15 protein-coding genes and 1 tRNA gene are annotated in these 17887 nt (G+C 72.0%); 8 read left to right on the top strand and 8 right to left on the bottom strand.

Annotation, left to right across the window (positions count from 1 at the left end):
* Positions 1-254: 254 nt before the first annotated feature.
* Positions 255-1337 (top strand): P1 family peptidase, encoded by a 1083-nt coding sequence (locus SACTE_RS13180; RefSeq protein ID WP_014046526.1) that lies wholly within the window; start codon positions 255-257, stop codon positions 1335-1337.
* Between the two features lie 121 nt (positions 1338-1458).
* Positions 1459-2205: a DUF6227 family protein gene (locus tag SACTE_RS13185; protein ID WP_014046527.1), complete on the top strand. Its 747-nt coding sequence runs from the start codon at positions 1459-1461 to the stop codon at positions 2203-2205.
* Positions 2206-2352: 147 nt separating this feature from the next.
* Here SACTE_RS13185 and SACTE_RS13190 read toward each other — a convergent pair whose 3' ends face one another.
* Positions 2353-3924: an MFS transporter gene (locus SACTE_RS13190; RefSeq protein WP_014046528.1), complete on the bottom strand. Its 1572-nt coding sequence runs from the start codon at positions 3922-3924 to the stop codon at positions 2353-2355.
* A 61-nt stretch (positions 3925-3985) separates the two neighbouring features.
* On the opposite strand from SACTE_RS13190, the gene SACTE_RS13195 reads away from it, so the two are divergent.
* On the top strand, positions 3986-5047 hold the full coding sequence (locus SACTE_RS13195) for a YafY family protein (RefSeq protein WP_014046529.1): 1062 nt from the start codon (positions 3986-3988) through the stop codon (positions 5045-5047).
* A gap of 113 nt (positions 5048-5160) precedes the next feature.
* On the opposite strand, the gene SACTE_RS13200 is transcribed toward SACTE_RS13195, so the two are convergent.
* Positions 5161-6162 carry a sigma-70 family RNA polymerase sigma factor gene (locus SACTE_RS13200; RefSeq protein WP_014046530.1) on the bottom strand — a complete coding sequence of 334 codons (1002 nt, stop codon included), beginning with the start codon at positions 6160-6162 and terminating at the stop codon, positions 5161-5163.
* A 148-nt stretch (positions 6163-6310) separates the two neighbouring features.
* Here SACTE_RS13200 and SACTE_RS13205 point away from each other — a divergent pair, with 148 nt between their 5' ends.
* The gene (locus tag SACTE_RS13205) at positions 6311-6913 is read left to right on the top strand and encodes a GNAT family N-acetyltransferase (protein ID WP_014046531.1); all 603 of its coding nucleotides are present in this window, start codon (positions 6311-6313) and stop codon (positions 6911-6913) included.
* Here the strand turns inward: SACTE_RS13205 and SACTE_RS13210 are convergent.
* The gene (locus tag SACTE_RS13210; RefSeq protein ID WP_014046532.1) at positions 6861-7640 is read right to left on the bottom strand and encodes a class III extradiol ring-cleavage dioxygenase; all 780 of its coding nucleotides are present in this window, start codon (positions 7638-7640) and stop codon (positions 6861-6863) included. The genes SACTE_RS13205 and SACTE_RS13210 overlap by 53 nt on opposite strands.
* A 109-nt stretch (positions 7641-7749) precedes the next feature.
* Here SACTE_RS13210 and SACTE_RS13215 point away from each other — a divergent pair, with 109 nt between their 5' ends.
* Positions 7750-8262: a MarR family transcriptional regulator gene (locus SACTE_RS13215; protein ID WP_019993490.1), complete on the top strand. Its 513-nt coding sequence runs from the start codon at positions 7750-7752 to the stop codon at positions 8260-8262.
* Positions 8263-8357: 95 nt separating this feature from the next.
* On the opposite strand, the gene SACTE_RS13220 is transcribed toward SACTE_RS13215, so the two are convergent.
* Together SACTE_RS13220 and SACTE_RS13225 are read right to left on the bottom strand one after the other, a co-directional pair.
* Positions 8358-9890 (bottom strand): MFS transporter, encoded by a 1533-nt coding sequence (locus tag SACTE_RS13220; RefSeq protein ID WP_014046534.1) that lies wholly within the window; start codon positions 9888-9890, stop codon positions 8358-8360.
* A 240-nt stretch (positions 9891-10130) separates the two neighbouring features.
* The gene (locus tag SACTE_RS13225) at positions 10131-10793 is read right to left on the bottom strand and encodes a TetR/AcrR family transcriptional regulator (RefSeq protein ID WP_014046535.1); all 663 of its coding nucleotides are present in this window, start codon (positions 10791-10793) and stop codon (positions 10131-10133) included.
* A gap of 261 nt (positions 10794-11054) precedes the next feature.
* Here SACTE_RS13225 and SACTE_RS13230 point away from each other — a divergent pair, with 261 nt between their 5' ends.
* The 3 genes from SACTE_RS13230 (at position 11055) to SACTE_RS13240 (ending at position 15058) form a co-directional block, all read left to right on the top strand.
* Positions 11055-12332 carry a M6 family metalloprotease domain-containing protein gene (locus tag SACTE_RS13230; protein WP_026359176.1) on the top strand — a complete coding sequence of 426 codons (1278 nt, stop codon included), beginning with the start codon at positions 11055-11057 and terminating at the stop codon, positions 12330-12332.
* A gap of 475 nt (positions 12333-12807) precedes the next feature.
* Positions 12808-12880 (top strand) — tRNA-Arg (locus SACTE_RS13235).
* Between the two features lie 240 nt (positions 12881-13120).
* Complete coding sequence (locus SACTE_RS13240) at positions 13121-15058, top strand: glycosyltransferase family A protein (protein ID WP_014046537.1); 1938 nt, start codon at positions 13121-13123, stop codon at positions 15056-15058.
* A gap of 154 nt (positions 15059-15212) precedes the next feature.
* Here the strand turns inward: SACTE_RS13240 and SACTE_RS13245 are convergent, their stop codons facing one another.
* From SACTE_RS13245 to SACTE_RS13255, 3 genes are all read right to left on the bottom strand, one after another.
* Positions 15213-15770: a flavoprotein gene (locus tag SACTE_RS13245; protein WP_014046538.1), complete on the bottom strand. Its 558-nt coding sequence runs from the start codon at positions 15768-15770 to the stop codon at positions 15213-15215.
* 89 nt (positions 15771-15859) lie between these two features.
* Entirely contained in the window at positions 15860-16861 is a 1002-nt protein-coding gene (locus tag SACTE_RS13250) for a DUF732 domain-containing protein (protein ID WP_014046539.1), read from the bottom strand.
* 88 nt (positions 16862-16949) lie between these two features.
* On the bottom strand, positions 16950-17840 hold the full coding sequence (locus SACTE_RS13255) for an aminoglycoside phosphotransferase family protein (RefSeq protein ID WP_014046540.1): 891 nt from the start codon (positions 17838-17840) through the stop codon (positions 16950-16952).
* Between the last annotated feature and the right edge of the window lie 47 nt (positions 17841-17887).

Here is a 17887-nt window from a genome sequence, read left to right on the forward strand (position 1 = left end):
GGTGCGGTTGGTCCCATTTTGGGCATCGGGAGGGCGGGCGCGTCGCCCGGACGGCGCGGGCCGGCCACCGGGTGGCGAAGCGGGCGGGCCCGGCAGCCCCGTCCGGGCACCGAAGCCGGCGGACCGGGCGGCCCCGCCCCGCGCCCCGCCCTCTGCCGGTCCGGCCGTCGCCCGCTGTACGTTCGCCGGGGCGGCGGGCACCGCGTCGGCCGCCCCGCCACCGCACGCCACCGCACGCCACCGAGGAGTTCGCGATGCCTGACGACGACGCACCCCCGCCCGGACCGCTGGACGCGCTGACCGATGTGCGCGGTCTCCGTGTGGGCCACGCCCAGGTGCCCGGTGACGGCGCGCTGAGCGGCACCACCGTCGTCCTCGCCCCCGAGGGCGGTGCCGTCGCCGCCGTCGACGTCCGGGGTGGCGGCCCCGGCACCAGGGAGACGGACGCGCTCGACCCGCGCAACCTCGTGCAGCGGATCGACGCGGTCGTCCTCACCGGCGGCAGCGCGTACGGTCTGGACGCCGCGTCCGGGGTGGCGTCCTGGCTGGAGGAGCAGGGCCGCGGCGTCCCGGTCGGCCCGGGGCCGGGCCAGGTCGTGCCGGTCGTACCTGCCGCCTGCCTCTTCGACCTGGGGCGGGGCGGTGACTGGCGGGCCCGCCCCGACGCCTCGACCGGCCGGGCCGCCGTCGAGGCGGCCGCCGCGTCGGAGGCGGGCACCCCGGTCGCCGAGGGCACGGTGGGCGCGGGCACCGGCGCGGTCGCCGGGGAGTTCAAGGGCGGGGTCGGCACGTCGAGCCTGCGCACGGCCTCCGGGGCCACGGTCGCGGCACTGGCCGTGGTGAACGCGGCCGGCTCCGCGGTCGATCCGCGCACCGGGATCCTGTACGGCGAGTACGGCGCCGGGAATCCCCCCGTACGCCCCGCCGCCGCGACGCACGAGGCGGCCCGTCGGCGACTGGCGGAGCTGCGGGAGGCACGGGGAAGCGGTCACTTCAACACGACGATCGCCGTCGTCGCCACCGACGCCGCCCTCACCCGCGCCCAGGCGCAGAAGCTCGCGGGCACGGCGCACGACGGACTGGCGCGCGCCGTGCGGCCGGTCCATCTGCTGACCGACGGGGACACCGTCTTCGTCCTGGCCACCGCCGGCACGCCGCTGCCGCCGGAGCCCACGGCCGCGCTGAACGGCATCCTCGCGGCGGGCGCGGACGTACTGGCCAGGGCCGTCGTGAAGGCGATCCGGGCGGCCCGAGGGGTCGACGGTCCGGGCGGAACGTTTCCCTCCTACACCGACCTCTACGGCGACCGGAACGATCATCACAACGGCACGCGGTGAGGGGGTGGGAACTTTCCCCTTGAGCGGTACGTTTTTCGCGAACCCCGGTCACGATGTCCGACCCAGGGACTACGTTATGCACGCATCGAGTAACGCGCGGCGACGGCCTGGAGACAGCACCTTGAGCGATCCGTACGAGACAACCGAGCAGCACCTCGAGCGACTCCTGCGATGCGCCCTCAACTCCTTCGACCTGTCAGACACGACCATCGAACGACTCGGGACGGCGCTGACGCACAGCAGTTCGCTGCACTCGTCCCACCACAGCTCGGCCCTGCACCGCGAGACCTACCGCCACACCTATCTGCTCGCCGACGGCTCCACGCTCACTCTGTGGGAGCTGGTGCACGGCGGCGGCCGGGACACCGACGCGCCCCGCCGCCACGAGCTCTACGACGACGAGGGCGACGCGCAGGTCGCCGCCGCCCGGTTGTCCGGCAGCTTCTGGGACACCCGGGCCATCACCGACGAGAGCTCGCGTGACGATCTGGAGATCCTCACGCTCCTGACGGCCGTCCCCCCGGCTCCGCTGCCCCGCATGTACGCGCCGGACAACTCGGCGGACCACGCCCGCCGCGTCCTGCGCCGTGCGGAGAACGGGGACCGGCCCGGCGCCGAGACGGCCGGGCTGCTGCGGGCCGCCTTCGCCCACCACATCACCCAGATCTTCGGGCGCCAGTGCCGCGTCGACGGCCGGGACGCGGGGTTCACCCTCTACGAGCACGCGTTCCTGCTGCTGGACGGCAGCGAGACGAGCCTCTGGGAGGTCGAGCACACGGCGACGCCCGACGGCCGCCACATGTGCGAGGTGTACGGCGACGAGCAGACCGCCCGCCGGGCGATGGAGAACCGCACCAGGATCTGCTGACCCGACACCGACGGGCCCGCCCACCCGCTACGGGGCGGACGGGCCGTCACGGGACGGACGGGCCGCCACAGGCGCCGGAGGAGCACCGCTCGGCGTCCGCGGATCTCATCCGCACGCCGTGTGCCGGTGCGTCAGTGTGCCGGTACGTCAGTGCGTCAGCACCGGTTCCTTGCCGGTCTCGTCCTCCTCCGCGACGGCTCCCGCGCCCTCGGTGCCGTCGCCCTCCTCCTGGTGCGGCCGAGGCGCGGCCGGCAGGGCGAACATCACGAAGAAGATCACCGCGAGCACTCCGGCGACGCACCACAGCGACCGCTGGAACGCGTCCACGAACTGCCCCCCGAGCGCCTGGGGTGCCGCTCCGTCGTCGATCGCCCCGAAGAAGACGACCGAGACGAGGCCGAGCCCCAGCGCCGTGCCCATCTGCTGCACGGTGTTGATCAGTCCGGAGGCCGACCCCGAGTGCTCCTTCGGGACCCCGGAGAGCACCGCGTCCGTCAGCGGGGCCACGATGAGCCCCATTCCCACACCCATGACCACCAGCGGCAGGACCATCTGCCAGGAGGTGATGGCCTGGCCGTAGCGCTCCGCCTCGCCTGCGTAGAGCAGCAGTCCGGCGATCATCAGCAGCGCGCCCGCCTGGAGCACCTTGCGGCCGAAGCGGGGCACCAGCTTCTGCACGGAGAGCCCGGCGGCGACCGAGACGGCTATCGAGAACGGGATCCCGGTGGTGCCCGCCTTCAGGGCGCTCCAGCCGAGCCCTGTCTGGAGGTAGAGCGTCCAGACCAGGAAGAAGATGCCGAGCCCGACACCGAAGGTGAGCTGTACGGCGATCCCCGCGGCGAAGCTCTTCACCCGGAACAGCGAGAGCTCGATGAGCGGCGAGCCGTCCTTGCGCGCCTTCTGCCGTTCGTACGCGACCAGCCCCGCGAACACGAGGAGGCTGGCGGCCATCGAGACGTGTCCCCATACGGGCCAGCCCAGCTCGCGCCCCCGGGTCAGCGGGTAGAGCAGCATCAGCAGGCCGAGCGTCACCAGGGCGACGCCCGCCAGGTCGAGCCGGAGCGCCTTGGGCGCCTTGGACTCGGTGATGAACTTCCGCCCCAGGACGAGTCCGGCGATGCCGACCGGCAGGTTGATCAGGAAGATCGGCCGCCATTCCAGGCCGAAGAGGTTCCACTCGGTGAGCAGTGCGCCCAGCAGGGGCCCCGAGACGGCGCCGAGCCCGACGATCGCCCCGAAGAGCCCGAAGACCTTGCCGCGTTCGTGCGCCGGGAAGGTGGCGTGCACGATCGAGAGCACCTGTGGCACCATCAGCGCGGCCGTGGCGCCCTGGAGGATGCGCGAGGCGACCAGCATCTCGGGGTTCACGGCGAAGCCGCAGAGGGCGGATGCGATCGTGAAGCCGGCGATGCCGAGGAGGAAGAGCCGCTTGCGGCCGTGGATGTCACCGAGGCGGCCGCCGGTGATCAGACCGGCGGCGAAGGCCAGGGCGTACCCGGCGGTGATCCACTGGATCGAGGAGAACGAGGCACCCGTGTCCCGAGTGATGCTCGGGATGGCGATGTTGACGATCGTGACGTCCACCAGGTCCATGAAGGCCGCGGTCATCACGATCGCGAGCGCGAACCAGCGGCGCCGGTCCGCGCCCTGCTGTGCCGCCGGTTTCGTGGGAACCGCACGGGCGGCTGCCGCGGACGGCAGCGAGTCGGAAAAAGTCATGGGGAGAACTTAGGGTCCCATTAGGTCAGGTGGTGTCCTGTTGCACGGGCATGCTCTCCTCATGACGGACACCCCGGCACGACTGCTGAATCTGCTGTCGCTCCTCCAGACGCCTCGCGAATGGCCCGGGAGTGAACTGGCCGAACGGCTCGACGTGAGCCCCCGGACCATCCGCCGCGACATCGACCGGCTGCGTGACCTCGGCTATCCGGTCGAGGCGTCGCGCGGCTCGGTCGGTGGGTACCGCCTGGTGGCGGGTAGGGCGATGCCGCCCCTCCTGCTGGACGACGAGGAGGCGGTGGCCATCGCGGTCGGGCTCAGGGCGGGGGCCGGTCATGCCATCGAGGGGGTGGACGAGGCATCCGTACGGGCTCTGGCCAAGCTGGAGCAGGTCCTCCCGTCCCGTCTGCGGCACCGCGTCTCCTCCCTCCAGAACGCCACCGTGCCGCTCACCCGTGGCGACGGCTCCTCCATCGATCCCGGCACCCTCACGGTGATCGCCTCGGCGGTGACCGGGTGCGAGCGGCTGCGCTTCGCGTACCGGGCGGGGGACGGGACCGCGTCGAAGCGGCAGGTCGAGCCGTACCGGCTGGTGAGCACGGGCAGCCGCTGGTATCTCGTCGCCTACGACATGGCTCGCGAGGACTGGCGCACCTTCCGTGTGGACCGGGTGACCGAGCCGTTCGCCACCGGGGCCCGGTTCGCCCCTCGGGAACTGCCGGACGGGACCGAGGACGCCGCGGAGTTCTTCACCCGGTCCGTGGCGCGGACGCAGCCGGAGCTGCGCATCGACGTCACCTTCCACGCGCCGGCGGACTTCGTCACCGCGCGGCTGCCCGGCACGCTCGGCGCGGCCGAGCCGACCGGTGAGGGCGGCTGCCGGCTGCGTGCGGTCTCCGGCGACTCGCTGGAGTGGGTCGCGCTGCGGCTGGCCCTGGTGGACTGCGCGTTCGAGGTGCACGGGCCGCCGCAGCTGGTGGAGTACCTGAGCGCCTTGGGCGCCCGGCTGACCCGGGCCTCCTCGGCCTCGCCGGGCCGGGGCGTGGCCGTCCCGGCGGACGCGGTCCGACGACCGCGCCGTACAGGAGCGGACACGGAGCGGACATGGAGCGGGCATGGATGAGCCCCGACGCCGGGGGGGGGTGGGCGCCGGGGCTCAGCTCATGGGACCGGCAGGAAGACCGGTCGTCGGGCCGGTGCGAACCGGCTTGACAGGGAGATTACGGGGTAATCGGCTCACGCCGCAGCGTCGAAGCCCGTGTCGTGAGCCATCTTCTTCAATTCGAGCAGTGCGTGCTTCTCGATCTGGCGTATCCGCTCCCGCGTGAGGCCGTGCTGCTTGCCCACCTCGGTGAGGGTCCGCTCGCGGCCGTCCTCGATCCCGTAGCGCATCCGGATGATGGAGGCGGTGCGGTTGTCGAGCTTGCCGATCAGATCCTCGAGCTCCTCGCTGCGCAGCAGCGTCATCACGGACTGCTCGGGCGAGACCGCGGAGGTGTCCTCCAGCAGGTCACCGAACTGCGTGTCCCCGTCGTCGTCCACGGACATGTTGAGGCTGACCGGGTCACGCGCCCAGTCCAGGACGTTGCCGACGCGCTCGGTGTTGGATCCCAGCTCGGCGGCGATCTCCGCGTGCTCCGGGTCGCGCCCGTGCTCGCGGTTGAACTCGCGCTGGACCCGGCGGATCCGTCCGAGCTCCTCCACGAGGTGGACGGGGAGCCGGATGGTGCGCGACTGGTCGGCTATGGACCGGGTGATGGCCTGCCGGATCCACCACGTCGCGTACGTGGAGAACTTGAAGCCCTTGGCGTAGTCGAACTTCTCGACGGCGCGCACCAGGCCGGCGTTGCCCTCCTGGATCAGGTCGAGCAGGGGCAGACCTGCCCTGGGGTAGCGGCGGGCCACGGCAACGACGAGCCGGAGGTTGGAACGGATGAATATGTCCTTGGCGCGCTCGCCCTCGGCGACCAGCGCTTCCAGCTCTTCACGCTTCGCTCCGCCGGCTTCGCTCTCCACCTCGCCGTCGAGGATCTGCTGGGCGTACACGCCCGCTTCGATCGTCTGCGAGAGATCGACTTCCTTGGCGGCGTCGAGCAGCGGTGTGCGGGCGATTTCGTCGAGGTACATGCCGACCAGGTCGCGGTCGGCGATCTCCCCGCCCCCGGCGCGAACACTGCTTGCCCGGTCGGTCCCGCCGGACTCGGCGGACGAACGACGGGCGACGGCACGGGTTGCCATGCGTGCTCCCTTGCTGAGTAGGTCGCGACACCCTCCCGGGTGCCCTGCATCCGATGGAAACAACGACTGGAATCCGGACAGAATTCCCACACCGGCCATTCACTTTCGCGATCATGCAGTACCCTGTCGCCCTCCCCCAGGAGGACAGATGCCACAGGTACCCGCAGATGTGCAGGTCAAGCCTGGAGTCGAGACGGATCTGGCAGCCCTTACCGACCTCTACAACCACTACGTCCGTGAGACGGCGCTCACGTTCGACACGGACGCCTTCACCCCCGAGGAGCGTCTGCCCTGGTTGCGCTCCCACCCGGAAGACGGCCCCCACCGGCTGCTGGTTGCCTGGGAGGCGGCCGGCGGGCCGGACGACGGGACCGACACGGGTGCCGCCTCCCGGATCGTCGGATACGCCACCAGCAGCCCGTTCCGCGCCAAGGCCGCGTACCGCACCTCCGTGGAGGTGAGCGTCTACTGCGCACCGGAGGCGGTGGGCAGGGGCATCGGCACCCTGCTCTACCAGGCCCTCTTCGAGGCGCTGGCCGACGAGGACGTCCACCGCGCGTACGCCGGGATCGCCCAGCCGAACGAACCGTCCGTCCGGCTGCACGCCGCCTTCGGCTTCCGCCATGTCGGTACGTACGCCGAGGTGGGCCGGAAGTTCGGCCGCTTCTGGGACGTGTCCTGGTACGAGAGGCCGCTGCTCAGCCGAACTGCACCGACCTCTTCGCCAGACCCATCCAGAACCCGTCGATGACACTGCGGCCCTGGTCGAGTTCGCCCTCCGCCGCGCCCAGCGTCACGAAGAGCGGGGCGAAGTGCTCGGTGCGGGGGTGGGCGAGCCGGCCCGCCGGTGACGCGTGCTCGAAGTCCAGCAGGGCGTCGACGTCCCCGGACCCGAGGGCGCGGTGCCCCCAGTCGTCGAACTCGGCCGACCAGCCCGGGGTGCCGCCGGCGTGGCGCAGCGCCGCCAGGTTGTGCGTGAAGAACCCGCTTCCGACGATCAGCACCCCCTCGTCCCGCAGCGGGGCGAGCCTGCGGCCGATGTCCATCAGCTTGCGCGGGTCGAGCGTCGGCAGGGAGATCTGGAGGACGGGGACGTCCGCGTCCGGGTACATCTCGACGAGCGGTACGTAAGCCCCGTGGTCGAGGCCTCGGTCGGGGATGTCCTGCACCGGCGTGCCGGCCCGGCGCAGCAGCTTGCGGACGTCGTCCGCGAGCTTCGGGGCGCCCGGAGCGGCGTACCGCACACCGTAGTAGTGCTCGGGGAAGCCCCAGAAGTCGTAGACCAGCGGCGCGGTCGCCGTGGCGCCGAGGGCGAGCGGGGCTTCCTCCCAGTGGGCGGAGACCATCAGGATCGCCTTGGGGCGCGGCAGCTCAGCGGACCAGGCGGCCAGCTCGGCCGGCCAGACGGGGTCGTCGGCCAGCGGTGGGGCGCCGTGGGAGAGATACAGGGCGGGCATGCGTTCCGCGGTGACAGTCATGACACTCCCGTTCCTCCGCCGATCACGGTGTGATCTTCTTGAATCTTCAAGTTCCTATGTCCGCAGACCTTAGCTGTATCTAGTTCAACTTTCAAGAAAAGGTCGTACAGTGGAGTACATGACCACGGCATCCACCGGCGGGCCCCGCTGGCTCACCGACGAAGAGCAGAGCGTCTGGCGTGCCTATCTGCACGCCACCACGCTCATGGAGGACCACCTCGACCGTCAGCTGCAGCGTGATGCCGGCATGCCGCACATCTATTACGGCCTGCTCGTCCATCTCTCGCGGGCGCCGCGGCGCCGGAAGCGGATGACCGAGCTGGCCAAGGACGCCAAGATCACCCGGTCCCGGCTCTCGCACGCCGTCGCCCGGCTGGAGAAGAACGGCTGGGTCCGCCGCGAGGACTGCCCCTCCGACAAGCGCGGCCAGAACGCGGTGCTGACCGACGAGGGGTACGCGATGCTCGCACGGTCCGCCCCGGGACACGTCGAGGCCGTACGCCAGGCGATGTTCGCCCGGCTCACCCCCGAGCAGGTGCGGCACCTCGGCGAGATCATGCAGGTCATCGCCGCCGGGCTGCAGCCGGAGGACACGGACGCGGATCTGCCCTGGCTCCGCTGAGCCGACCACGGACGCACGTCCGCCCCGGCTCCGCCGAGCGGAACCGGGGCAGACGTCACGCGACGTCAGGTGTCACGGGTGCAACGGGTACGCGGTCAGTGGGCGACGACCGGGATCCGGAACTCGTCCTCGACACCGTCCGCCCGCTCCCCCGAACCGGCGGCCGGGCCCGTCGGTCCGGTACCGGGGCGCCCGGTGTTGATGAACGTCACCGCGATCGCCGAGGCGGCGACGAGGATGCCGACCGCCCACCAGATCGCCGCGGCGAAACCGCTGACCATGGCCTGCAGCTGCAACAGCTGCGGGTCACCGGCGCCCGCGGCGTGGTCGGCGATGTAGGCGGTGGTGGCACCGGCGGCGATGGTGTTGAGCAGCGCCGTACCGATGGCACCGCCGACCTGCTGCGAGGTGTTCACCATCGCGGAGGCCACCCCGGCGTCACGCGGCTCGATGCCGTGTGTGGCCAGCGACATGGCCGGCATGAACGCCGTGCCCATCCCCAGGCCGAGCAGCAGCTGCGCCGGCAGGATGACGCCCGCGTACGAGGTGTCGATGTCCAGCTGGGTCAGGAGCAGCATGCCGACGGCGGCGACCAGGAAGCCCGGACCCATCAGCAGCCTCGGCGGGACCCGGGTCATCAGCCGGGCACCGATCTGCGTGGACCCGGTGATCATGCCCGCGATCATCGGCAGGAACGCGAAGCCGGTCTTGACCGGGGAGAACCCCTGGACGACCTGCAGGTAGTACGTCAGGAAGAGGAAGAGCCCGAACATCGCGATGATGGCGAGACCCAGGGACAGGTAGACCCCGCCGCGGTTGCGGTCGGTCAGGACGCGCAGCGGGAGCAGCGGCGACCTGACCTTCGACTCGGTCAGGACGAAGGCCAGCAGCAGCACACCGGCGGCGACGAACGCGCCGATGGTCAGCGAGTCGGACCAGCCGGCCGACTCGGCGCGGGTGAAGCCGTAGACCAGCGAGACGAGGCCCAGCGTGGACAGGACGACACCGGGGACGTCGAGCGGCGAGCGGTTGCGGCCACCGGCCGGCTCACGGATGACGAAGTAGGCACCGGCGGCGGCGAGGACCGCGAACGGGATGTTGACGAAGAACGTCCAGCGCCAGTTCAGGTACTCGGTCAGGAAGCCACCGAGGATCAGGCCGACCGCGCCGCCACCACCGGCGATGGCACCGTAGATGCCGAACGCCTTGGCGCGCTCCTTGGCGTCGGTGAACATCACCGCGAGGAGGGACAGGGCGGCGGGCGCGAGAAGCGCGCCGAAGACGCCCTGCAGGGCACGGGAACCGAACATCATGGCCTGGCCCGTGGCGGCGCCGCCGAGCGCGGAGGCCGCGGCGAAGCCGAGCAGGCCGACCATGAAGGTGCGCTTACGCCCCCACAGGTCGGCGATGCGCCCACCGAAGAGCAGGAGCCCGCCGAAGGCGAGGGCGTACGCGGTGATCACCCACTGCTTGTTGCCTTCGGAGATACCCAGGTCGGTCTGGGCCGACGGCAGGGCGATGTTCACGATGGTCGCGTCGAGCACGACCATCAACTGGGCGAGGGCGATGAAGGCCAGCGCTTTCCAGCGGCTGGGGTCGGGAAGCCTGGTGTCGGCGATTTTGGACATGGGAGTAGCCACCTAGGGACGCGTGTGGACGCGAAGAGTCGTGATCGGTTCCGACGCCGGGGTACGGGTCCACGGCCGAACCGCTAAAAGGGTGTGCTGGTCCGGCGCCCTGACCTGGATCCACCGGTCGGGCCCCGGCGCTTCGTCGAGGGGTGGTCGGCCACGCGGACCGGCGGGGCCGGCGCGGCTGTTACGTCTGGCGTGTCTGTCAGGTCTGTCGGGTCCTGGGCGTCGCGGGCGTCAGTGCCCCCGGCGCAGATCCTCCAAGGTCGCCGCCGATCCGGGCAGTTCGGAACGGGCCGGAGCTTGCAGGCCGTCCAGGAAGAGCTGCAGATGGCGGTGGGTGAACCGGTCGATGTCCGGGCAGGCGATGCCGGGCAGCGGCCGGGTGAGCTGGGAGAGGGCGACGAGTACGTCACCGACGGCGATGTCGGTGCGCATCCGCCCCGCGGACATGGCGCGCCGCACGAGCCCCTCGACGGCCTCTTCGAGGCGTCGGCGCTCGGCGAGCAGTTCGGGATGGTCCTTGTCGAAGCCGCCGGACAGCATCGGGCACAGCGCACCGATCCGTTCCTCGGCCGCCGCGTGCACGAACCGGCTGAGCGCGGCGAACGGGTCGGACTCCGCCGCCGCGGCTTCCTCCGCGCGGTCGGTGGTACGGCAGGTGACGGCCAGGACGACCTCGTGGGTCAGGGCTGCCCGGTCGGGGAAGTTCCGGTAGAGCGTGGCGTTTCCCACCCCGGCCCGGCGTGCGACCTCGTCGAGCGGCACGTCAGGCCCGAACTCGACGAACATCTCACGGGCGGCCGTCACGATCCGCTCCCGGTTGCGCAGCGCGTCGGCCCGCGGACGGGACGCACGGCGGTGCGCTTCACAGGTGGCGGCTTCGACGACGGTCTCCACGACGCGGGCCTTCCTCTCGGCAAGGGGTTCGGTCCTCCGGACAACCGGGGAACGTGTCCCCGTTTCGCGGGAACACAGGTGTAAACGGGGAAGCCCTCCCCGGTTATTTCACACCTGGTTGTGACCTACATCACCTCTCATCGGCCGGGAAACCCCTCCAACGGCGCACCCAGCGAGCGAGCGCCCATGACCCGTCACAGGCTGATCGCCAGAGCGCAGCCAGGGGCCGGCCGGCTGCCGCGGAGCCCGAAGGCGAGCCTCATGCACCATCCCCGCCACCGGATACGCAGCTGCCGCCGCCCCCTCGCGCTCGCCGGAGCGACGGCCCTGGTCATCGCGACCATGGCCTCCGCCAGCACCACTCTCCCCCTCTCCAGCCGCGCCTCCGCCGGACCGGTGTCGGCCCCCCGGGGAACCGGCCTGGCCCCGTGCCGGATCCCGGCGACCATGGGCGTACAGATGTCGGAGGGCATACCGACCCCCACCGGATACACCCGCTCCACCGGGCAGGTCAGGGCCCTCAACCTGATGATCGACTTCCCGGACGCGCAGGCGACGGAACCGGCGGCGGACCGGCTCGCGGAGTTCTTCCCGCAGACCTCCGACTGGTTCCACACCAGCTCCTACGGCCGCCTCACCTATCTGCCCGAGGCCCCCGTGAAGGACTGGCTGCGCATGCCGCTGCCGTTCTCCGAGTACGGGATCGAGCGCGGCTCACCGTACGAGCCGGGGTACCGCAAGCTGGTCAAGGACCTGGTGTCCGTCGCCGACCCGAAGGTCGACTTCTCCTCCTACGACCTGGTCAACGTGCTGGTCACCCCGAACGCGGGGCCGTCCGCTCTGGACACCGTCCTGTCGGTGACCTTCTCCGGCAACGACGAAGCCCCCTCTGCCGACGGAGTGCCGCTCGCCAACACGTCCTTCGTCTACAGCCGCCAGGACGACGGATCGGGTTCCTACTCGGAGACCGGCTACCGGGTACTGCCGCACGAGAACGGCCATGTCTTCGGCCTCCCCGACCTGTACACGATGGAAGGGGGCGGCGCCGTGGGGCACTGGGACATCATGTCCGAGGACTGGGGCGCCAACAACGACCTGCTGGGCTGGCACAAGTGGAAGCTCGGCTGGCTCTCCAACGACCAGATCAGCTGCGCCTCGGCGACCGGAACCAGCGAACACACCCTCGGACCACTCGCCACCCACGGCGGCCCGAAGCTGGCCTTCGTACCGCTGACCGCCGAATCCGGCTACGCGATGGAGGTGCGGACCGCGGGCGGCAACGACGAGGCGATCTGCCGGCCCGGCGTCCTCATCTACAAGGTGAACTCCGACGTCGACACCGGCCAGGGGCCCATCTCCGTCGCGGACAGCACCAAGGACAGCGGCGGCTGCACCCGCCGGCCCAACGTCCACGCCGAACTCTCCGACGCCCCCTTCGAACCGGGTGACACCTTCACCGACCGGTCCAACGGCATACGCATTTCCGTGCTGGACAAGGACGCCGACGACAACTACCGGGTACGGATCACCCGCCCCTGAGACGCCGGGCCCGCCCCGCGACCGGCAGCCCCGCTCCCGCGCCGGCCGGCCCAGGGCCGCCGCGTCCCGGTCCTCCCCGACCAGCACACCCGGGGCGGCCTACAGAGTCACGGTGCCGTAGAGGATCTCGCGCTCGGCGGTGATGCGACGCCTGATCACTTGACGGCGGGCCTCGGCAACGGGCCCTCGTGTGCGGCCCGTTCACCGCCTGGCCCGCGCCGGCCCCGACCGTGCGCCGGACGCGTCGCCGACGGCGGGCCCGGTGCGCAGGGCGGGTGGCAGCCGCGCCGACCACCCGCACGACGCGGCTGGTCCTCCTTCCCCCACGGCCCCGCCCGCCACCAGGCCACCCGCTACACTGTGTGCGGCGGGCGCAGCCTTCACGGGCCGCACCCGCGCATCACCTGCCGGAACCCAGTGGTCCGGGATTCGTCCGCGTTCGGCCGTGTCCTCGGATACCTTCCGACAGATCCCTGCCTTCGTAGCTCAGGGGATAGAGCACCGCTCTCCTAAAGCGGGTGTCGCAGGTTCGAATCCTGCCGGGGGCACAGCAGAGCAGCAGGTCAGAGGCCCTGTCGTCCGAGCGGACGGCAGGGTCTTCCGCTGCCGGAGCATGTCGGCCCGGTTCGGCGTGGGTGCGCCTGGAAGGCGTGACGGTGGCCGGGTCTCATGTCCGTGCCGCGCGGAAGGCCGTACGCGAACCGTCCGGAGGGTTCGAGGTCTGCGGCCTGTGCCGCCCGGTCCGCGAGGGCCGTCGAAGGCCCTGTTCGGCGGGTAAAGTCCGTGGAATGCCGAGAGTCAAGGTCAGCGTCATCGTTCCCGTGTACAACACCGGGAAGTACGTCGACGAGTGCGCGCCGTCGCTGCTGGGGCAGAGCCTGCCCGACGACGAGTACGAGGTCATCTACGTCGACGACGGGTCGACGGACGACACGTTGACGCGGCTGGAGAAGCTGGCGGCCGGGCATCCGAACGTCCAGGTGCACACCCAGCCCAACTCCGGCTGGCCCGGCGCCCCGCGCAACGTCGGTATGGAGCACGCCAAGGGCGAGTACGTGCAGTTCGTCGACCACGACGACATGCTCGGGACCGAAGCCCTCGAGCGGCTGTACGAGCACGCGACGCGCAACCGGGCCGACGTGGTGATCGGCAAGATGTCCAGCACGATGGTGCGGCCCCGGCGGCTGTTCCGGCAGACGGTGGACGCCTGCACGATCGAGAACGACGAACTCATGCAGAGCATGTCCCCGCACAAGATGTTCCGGCGTGCCTTCGTCGAGGAGCACGGGCTGCGCTTCCCCGAGGGTCCGTGGATCATGGAGGACCTGGCCTTCGTCAGCGCCGCCTACCTCAAGGCGGAGCGGATAGCGATCCTTGCCGACTATCCCTGCTACTACTGGATGAAGCGGGACGACGGCGGCAACAACACCCGCCATCGCTTCAACCCGCGACACGGGTTCTGGCCCAACCTCCGTACCATCGTCCGCCAGTTCAAGGACGGCACCACGGCGTCCGACGACGTCGACGCGTTGCAGAACCGTCTCCTGCACCGCCTGTACCACGTCGAGGTCCTCTCCCGGGCCCGTGAGCCCGAGATCCTGCGTGAGGACCCGGCCGAGCAGCGGCAACGCTTCGCGATGGCCCGGCAGGTGGCGCTGGAGGAGTTCCCGGCCGCCGTGCGGCGGGGGCTGCCCGCGGTGAGCGGGCTGAGGGCCGAACTGCTGGAACGCGGCGACTTCGACGGGGCGTTCGCGTTCGCGGAGCACATCCGCGGGGTGAAGGCCCGCACCGAGCTCGGCGCACCGCGCTGGGAGGACGGCTGCCTGATCGCCGACATCACGCTGGAACTGCTGCGCGGGGACGGCGAACCGCTGCTCCTGACCGAACGGGACGGGAAGTGGTGGCTGGATCCGGAGCTGCTGACCGGCGTCTCGGGGACGAAGGACGGGTGGGAGGTCGGCGACCCGTTCCGGATGGCGTACGCCGAGGTGGTCGTCAAGGACCGTGACCGGGAGGACTGGTGGTACCCGGAGGGCGACCTGGAGGTGGCGCTCCGGCCCGTCGGGGACGGCCGGTCGCGGCTCGTCGCCTCCGGGCGGCTGCGGCTCGACCCGCAGCGGCTGGCCGGCGACCGGCCGCTGGGCCGCGGGGTGTACGACGTGTGGGCCTTCGTCAACCTGCTGGGCATCGACCGGATGGTCCGCGTGACCGGTCACGACGTATCGAACGAACCGGCGGCGGCCCCGGCGGTGACCGGCGGCCGTCTCGCGCTGCCGTACTGGACCACCGGCGTGGGCCAGCTCACCCTCGACGTGGACCAGCGCCTGCGCAGACTCGGTCCTGACACGGCCGGTGCCGCCGCCGCGAACGCCGAGCGCGGCGAGCGGTCGCTCCCGCTGCCGTACGTGGTGGCGGAGCCCGGCGTCCCGGCTCCCCTCAAGGTCACCGTGTCCGCCCTGAAGGTCACCGCCGAGCTGGTCCCCGCCGCCGACGGGTCGACGGTGCGGCTGCGTCTCCCCGCCCGCCTCAAGCTGCCCGCCGGACGCCATCCGGTCACCCTGCCGAAGGCGGACGCCCCGGTCGCTCACGCCGTCGTCCGCGACGGCGCCCTGCTCCGCCTGGAGGGGCCGGCGTACGAGGCCGGCACCGGACGCCGGTTGCTCGACGCGGTCGCGGGCAACCGCCAGGTCCGGCGCGTACGGCGACGGCTGGGCCGGTCGAGCTGAGCCGTGCCCCGTAAGGGGCTTGCCCCGTACCGTGCGGGGCCCCGTACCGTGCGGGGCCCCGTACCGTGCGGGGCCCCGTTCCCGTGCCGACGGCGCGGACCGTGCGAGTGGCCCCCACGTCAGTGACGGCCGGAACGACCGAACGGCCAGGCGGTCAGGCCCTCCCGCGCACCTGTGGGGTGAGCAGTTCCAGGGCCTCCTCCCAGCGAAAGCGGGCGATCCCGCCGTCGGCCGCCGGGTCGTGGGGTGCGCGTGAGCCGACCAGGACGCCCATCGCGCGCAGCCGGTCCAGGCTCGGCCGGTAGGCGGGGTGGGCGGCCTGGGCCGCGTTCAGGCAGGGCAGGACGGCGGTGGGGATCTGGGCGCCGTACGCCTCGCACAGGATGCCCAGGGCGAGGGTGTCGGAGATCCCGGCCGCCCACTTGTTGATCGTGTTGAAGGTGGCCGGGGCGACGGCGATGGCGTCCGCCGGGGGCAGTGGGCGCGGGTCGCCGGGGCGGCGCCAGGCCGAGCGGATCGGGTAGCCGGTCTGTGCCTCGACGGCCGCCGCGTCGATGAAGCCGAGCCCCTGCGGGGTGGCGACGACGCCCACGTCCCAGTCCGCCTCCTGGGCGGCCGTGATCAGTTCGCCGACGTCGCCGGCGATTCCGGCCGCACACACGACGACGTACAGGAACGGTTTCCGGGTCCGCGGGGTGGGCCGGTCGCTCACGTGGGCCTTCCGATCGGTGGCTGGAGAGGGGTGGACGAGGTGGTGTGCCGGTACGGCGGGGGCTGCCCGCGCGCCGGGACGGCCGCTCGTCACAGGGGGTCGCCCGAGGACGGGCCGGGGCCCGGCCGGTAGCCGCAGCCCAGGAAGACGGACTCACCGGGCCGGACGCGTACCTGGGTGCGGTCCCAGCGGTAGATCCCGGACTGCTCCCCCTCGTAGGTGAACGTCTCCCCCGCTTCGACGGTGACGGCCTGTTCCGCCATCGTGTCCCCGAACAGCCCCCACGCGCCGCTGTCCGCGTATCCGTCGGCGTACCAGCGCTGCTGGAGCTGGAGGCGGACCGGGTACGCGGAGGTGTTGCGGACGTCCACCGTGTACGGGGCGGTGTGGAAGCCGTCGTCGGAGTCGGAGCGTTCGCCCACCGTGGCGGCCACCTCCAGGGCCGAGGCGTCCGGGCAGTCCTCGTCCTGCTCGGTCGGTACCGGCTCGGTGTACACCCCGTCGGTCACCTCGGCCGTGCGGTGCGGGCAGTAGAAGGTGACCGCCTCCACGATGAAGGCGGCCTGGCCGACCGGGTCGTCGAACGGCAGCCCGGCCGCCTCCGGCACCCCCTCCATGTCCGTCCCGTCGGCCAGCGCCTCGCAGACCGCCCTCGCGTCCCGGACGACCGCCCGGCGGAAGTCCGAGATGTCACTGCCCTCGGGTGCCGACGACATGGCGCCGTAGGACTCGGTGCCGCTCGGCCAGTCGGAGAACCGGGCGACGTCGGCGACGAAGGCCGTGTCGCGGGCCGCCGTGGAGCTGAACTCCGGGACCGCCGCGTACGGCGGGCCGGAGTCGGGCCCCCCGGGGGAGGTCCCGGCGTCCGCCGGGGTGGGGGTCAAAGACGTCCCCGGGGCCGTGGGCGCGGCCGCCCGGGTCCCTGGCCGGCCGTCCCGGTCGTCCGACGCGCCGTCCGACGTACGGAGGGCGAGCGTGACCAGGAGCGCGAGGACCGCGGCTCCCGCCACCACGCTCCAGCCACGTGCGGTGATCCCGCGGCGCTTCTCGCCGGTGTCCTTGCGGAGGTCGGCGTCCGGTTCCGGCAACACGATGCGGCGTTCCTCTGTCCCCTGTACGGCCCACACCGGCCGAAACCGGGGTCAGCCTACGAGTCCGCCCCGCCCCCGCGTCCCGCCGTTATCGATCCGATACGGCGCCCGCCGCGTCCGCGAGGATCTCCGCGATCACATGACGGGCGGTCGAGGCCATCCACGCGTTCCTCGTCCGGTAGTAGGCGAGCTCCATCAGCGCGATGGACAGCGCCCAGCCCCGGCCCCTCGCCCAGGCCGCGTCGTCCGCCGCCGTCCGCGTGCGGAAGACCCTCCTGCCGTCGGCCGACAGCAGGTACCACCCGGCGATCAGGTCCACCGAGGGGTCGGCCACCCCCGTGCAGCCGAAGTCGAGGACCGCGCCGAGCCGGTCTCCCGACACCAGGACGTTGCCGGGTTGCAGGTCCCCGTGGACCCAGACGCCGGGCCCCTCCGCCGCCGGTGCCCGCAGGGCCTCCTGCCAGGCGGCGGTGGCGAGGGCCGTGTCGATGTCGCCGTCCAGCCGGTCCAGGGCCTCGCGCGTGGCCGCGTCGCGGGAGGCCAGCGGTTCGCTGCGGTAGGCGGGCGGGGCGTCGTCCGTGACGCCGGTCCGGCGCAGCGCGGCGAGCAGGGCGGCCAGGTCCGCGGCGAGGAGGGGGCCGCCCTGGCCGGCGGACGGATTCTCGCCGTCCAGCCAGCGGCAGACCGACCACGGCCAGGGGTATCCCTCGGCAGGGGCGCCCAGGGCCACCGGTTCGGGCACGGGGAAGGGCAGGCGCGGGGCGAGCCGTGGCACCCAGCGGTGTTCGGTCTCCACGTCCCGCGCACCGCCCTCGGTCCGGGGCAGCCGTACGGTCAGCTCCCGGCCCAGCCGGTAGAGGGCGTTGACCGTTCCGTCGGAATCGACCGGCACGACGGGCAGGCCGGCCCAGCCGGGGAACTGCCCGGCGATCAGCCGGCGCACGAGCGCCGCGTCGGTCCTCGTCTCATCGGCGTGCATCCCGCCCGATGCAAACGGACCCTGGGCGGGCCGTCAAGCGAAATCCG

The sequence above is a fragment of the Streptomyces sp. SirexAA-E genome, assembly GCF_000177195.2.
GTDB classification, from domain to species: domain Bacteria; phylum Actinomycetota; class Actinomycetes; order Streptomycetales; family Streptomycetaceae; genus Streptomyces; species Streptomyces flavovirens.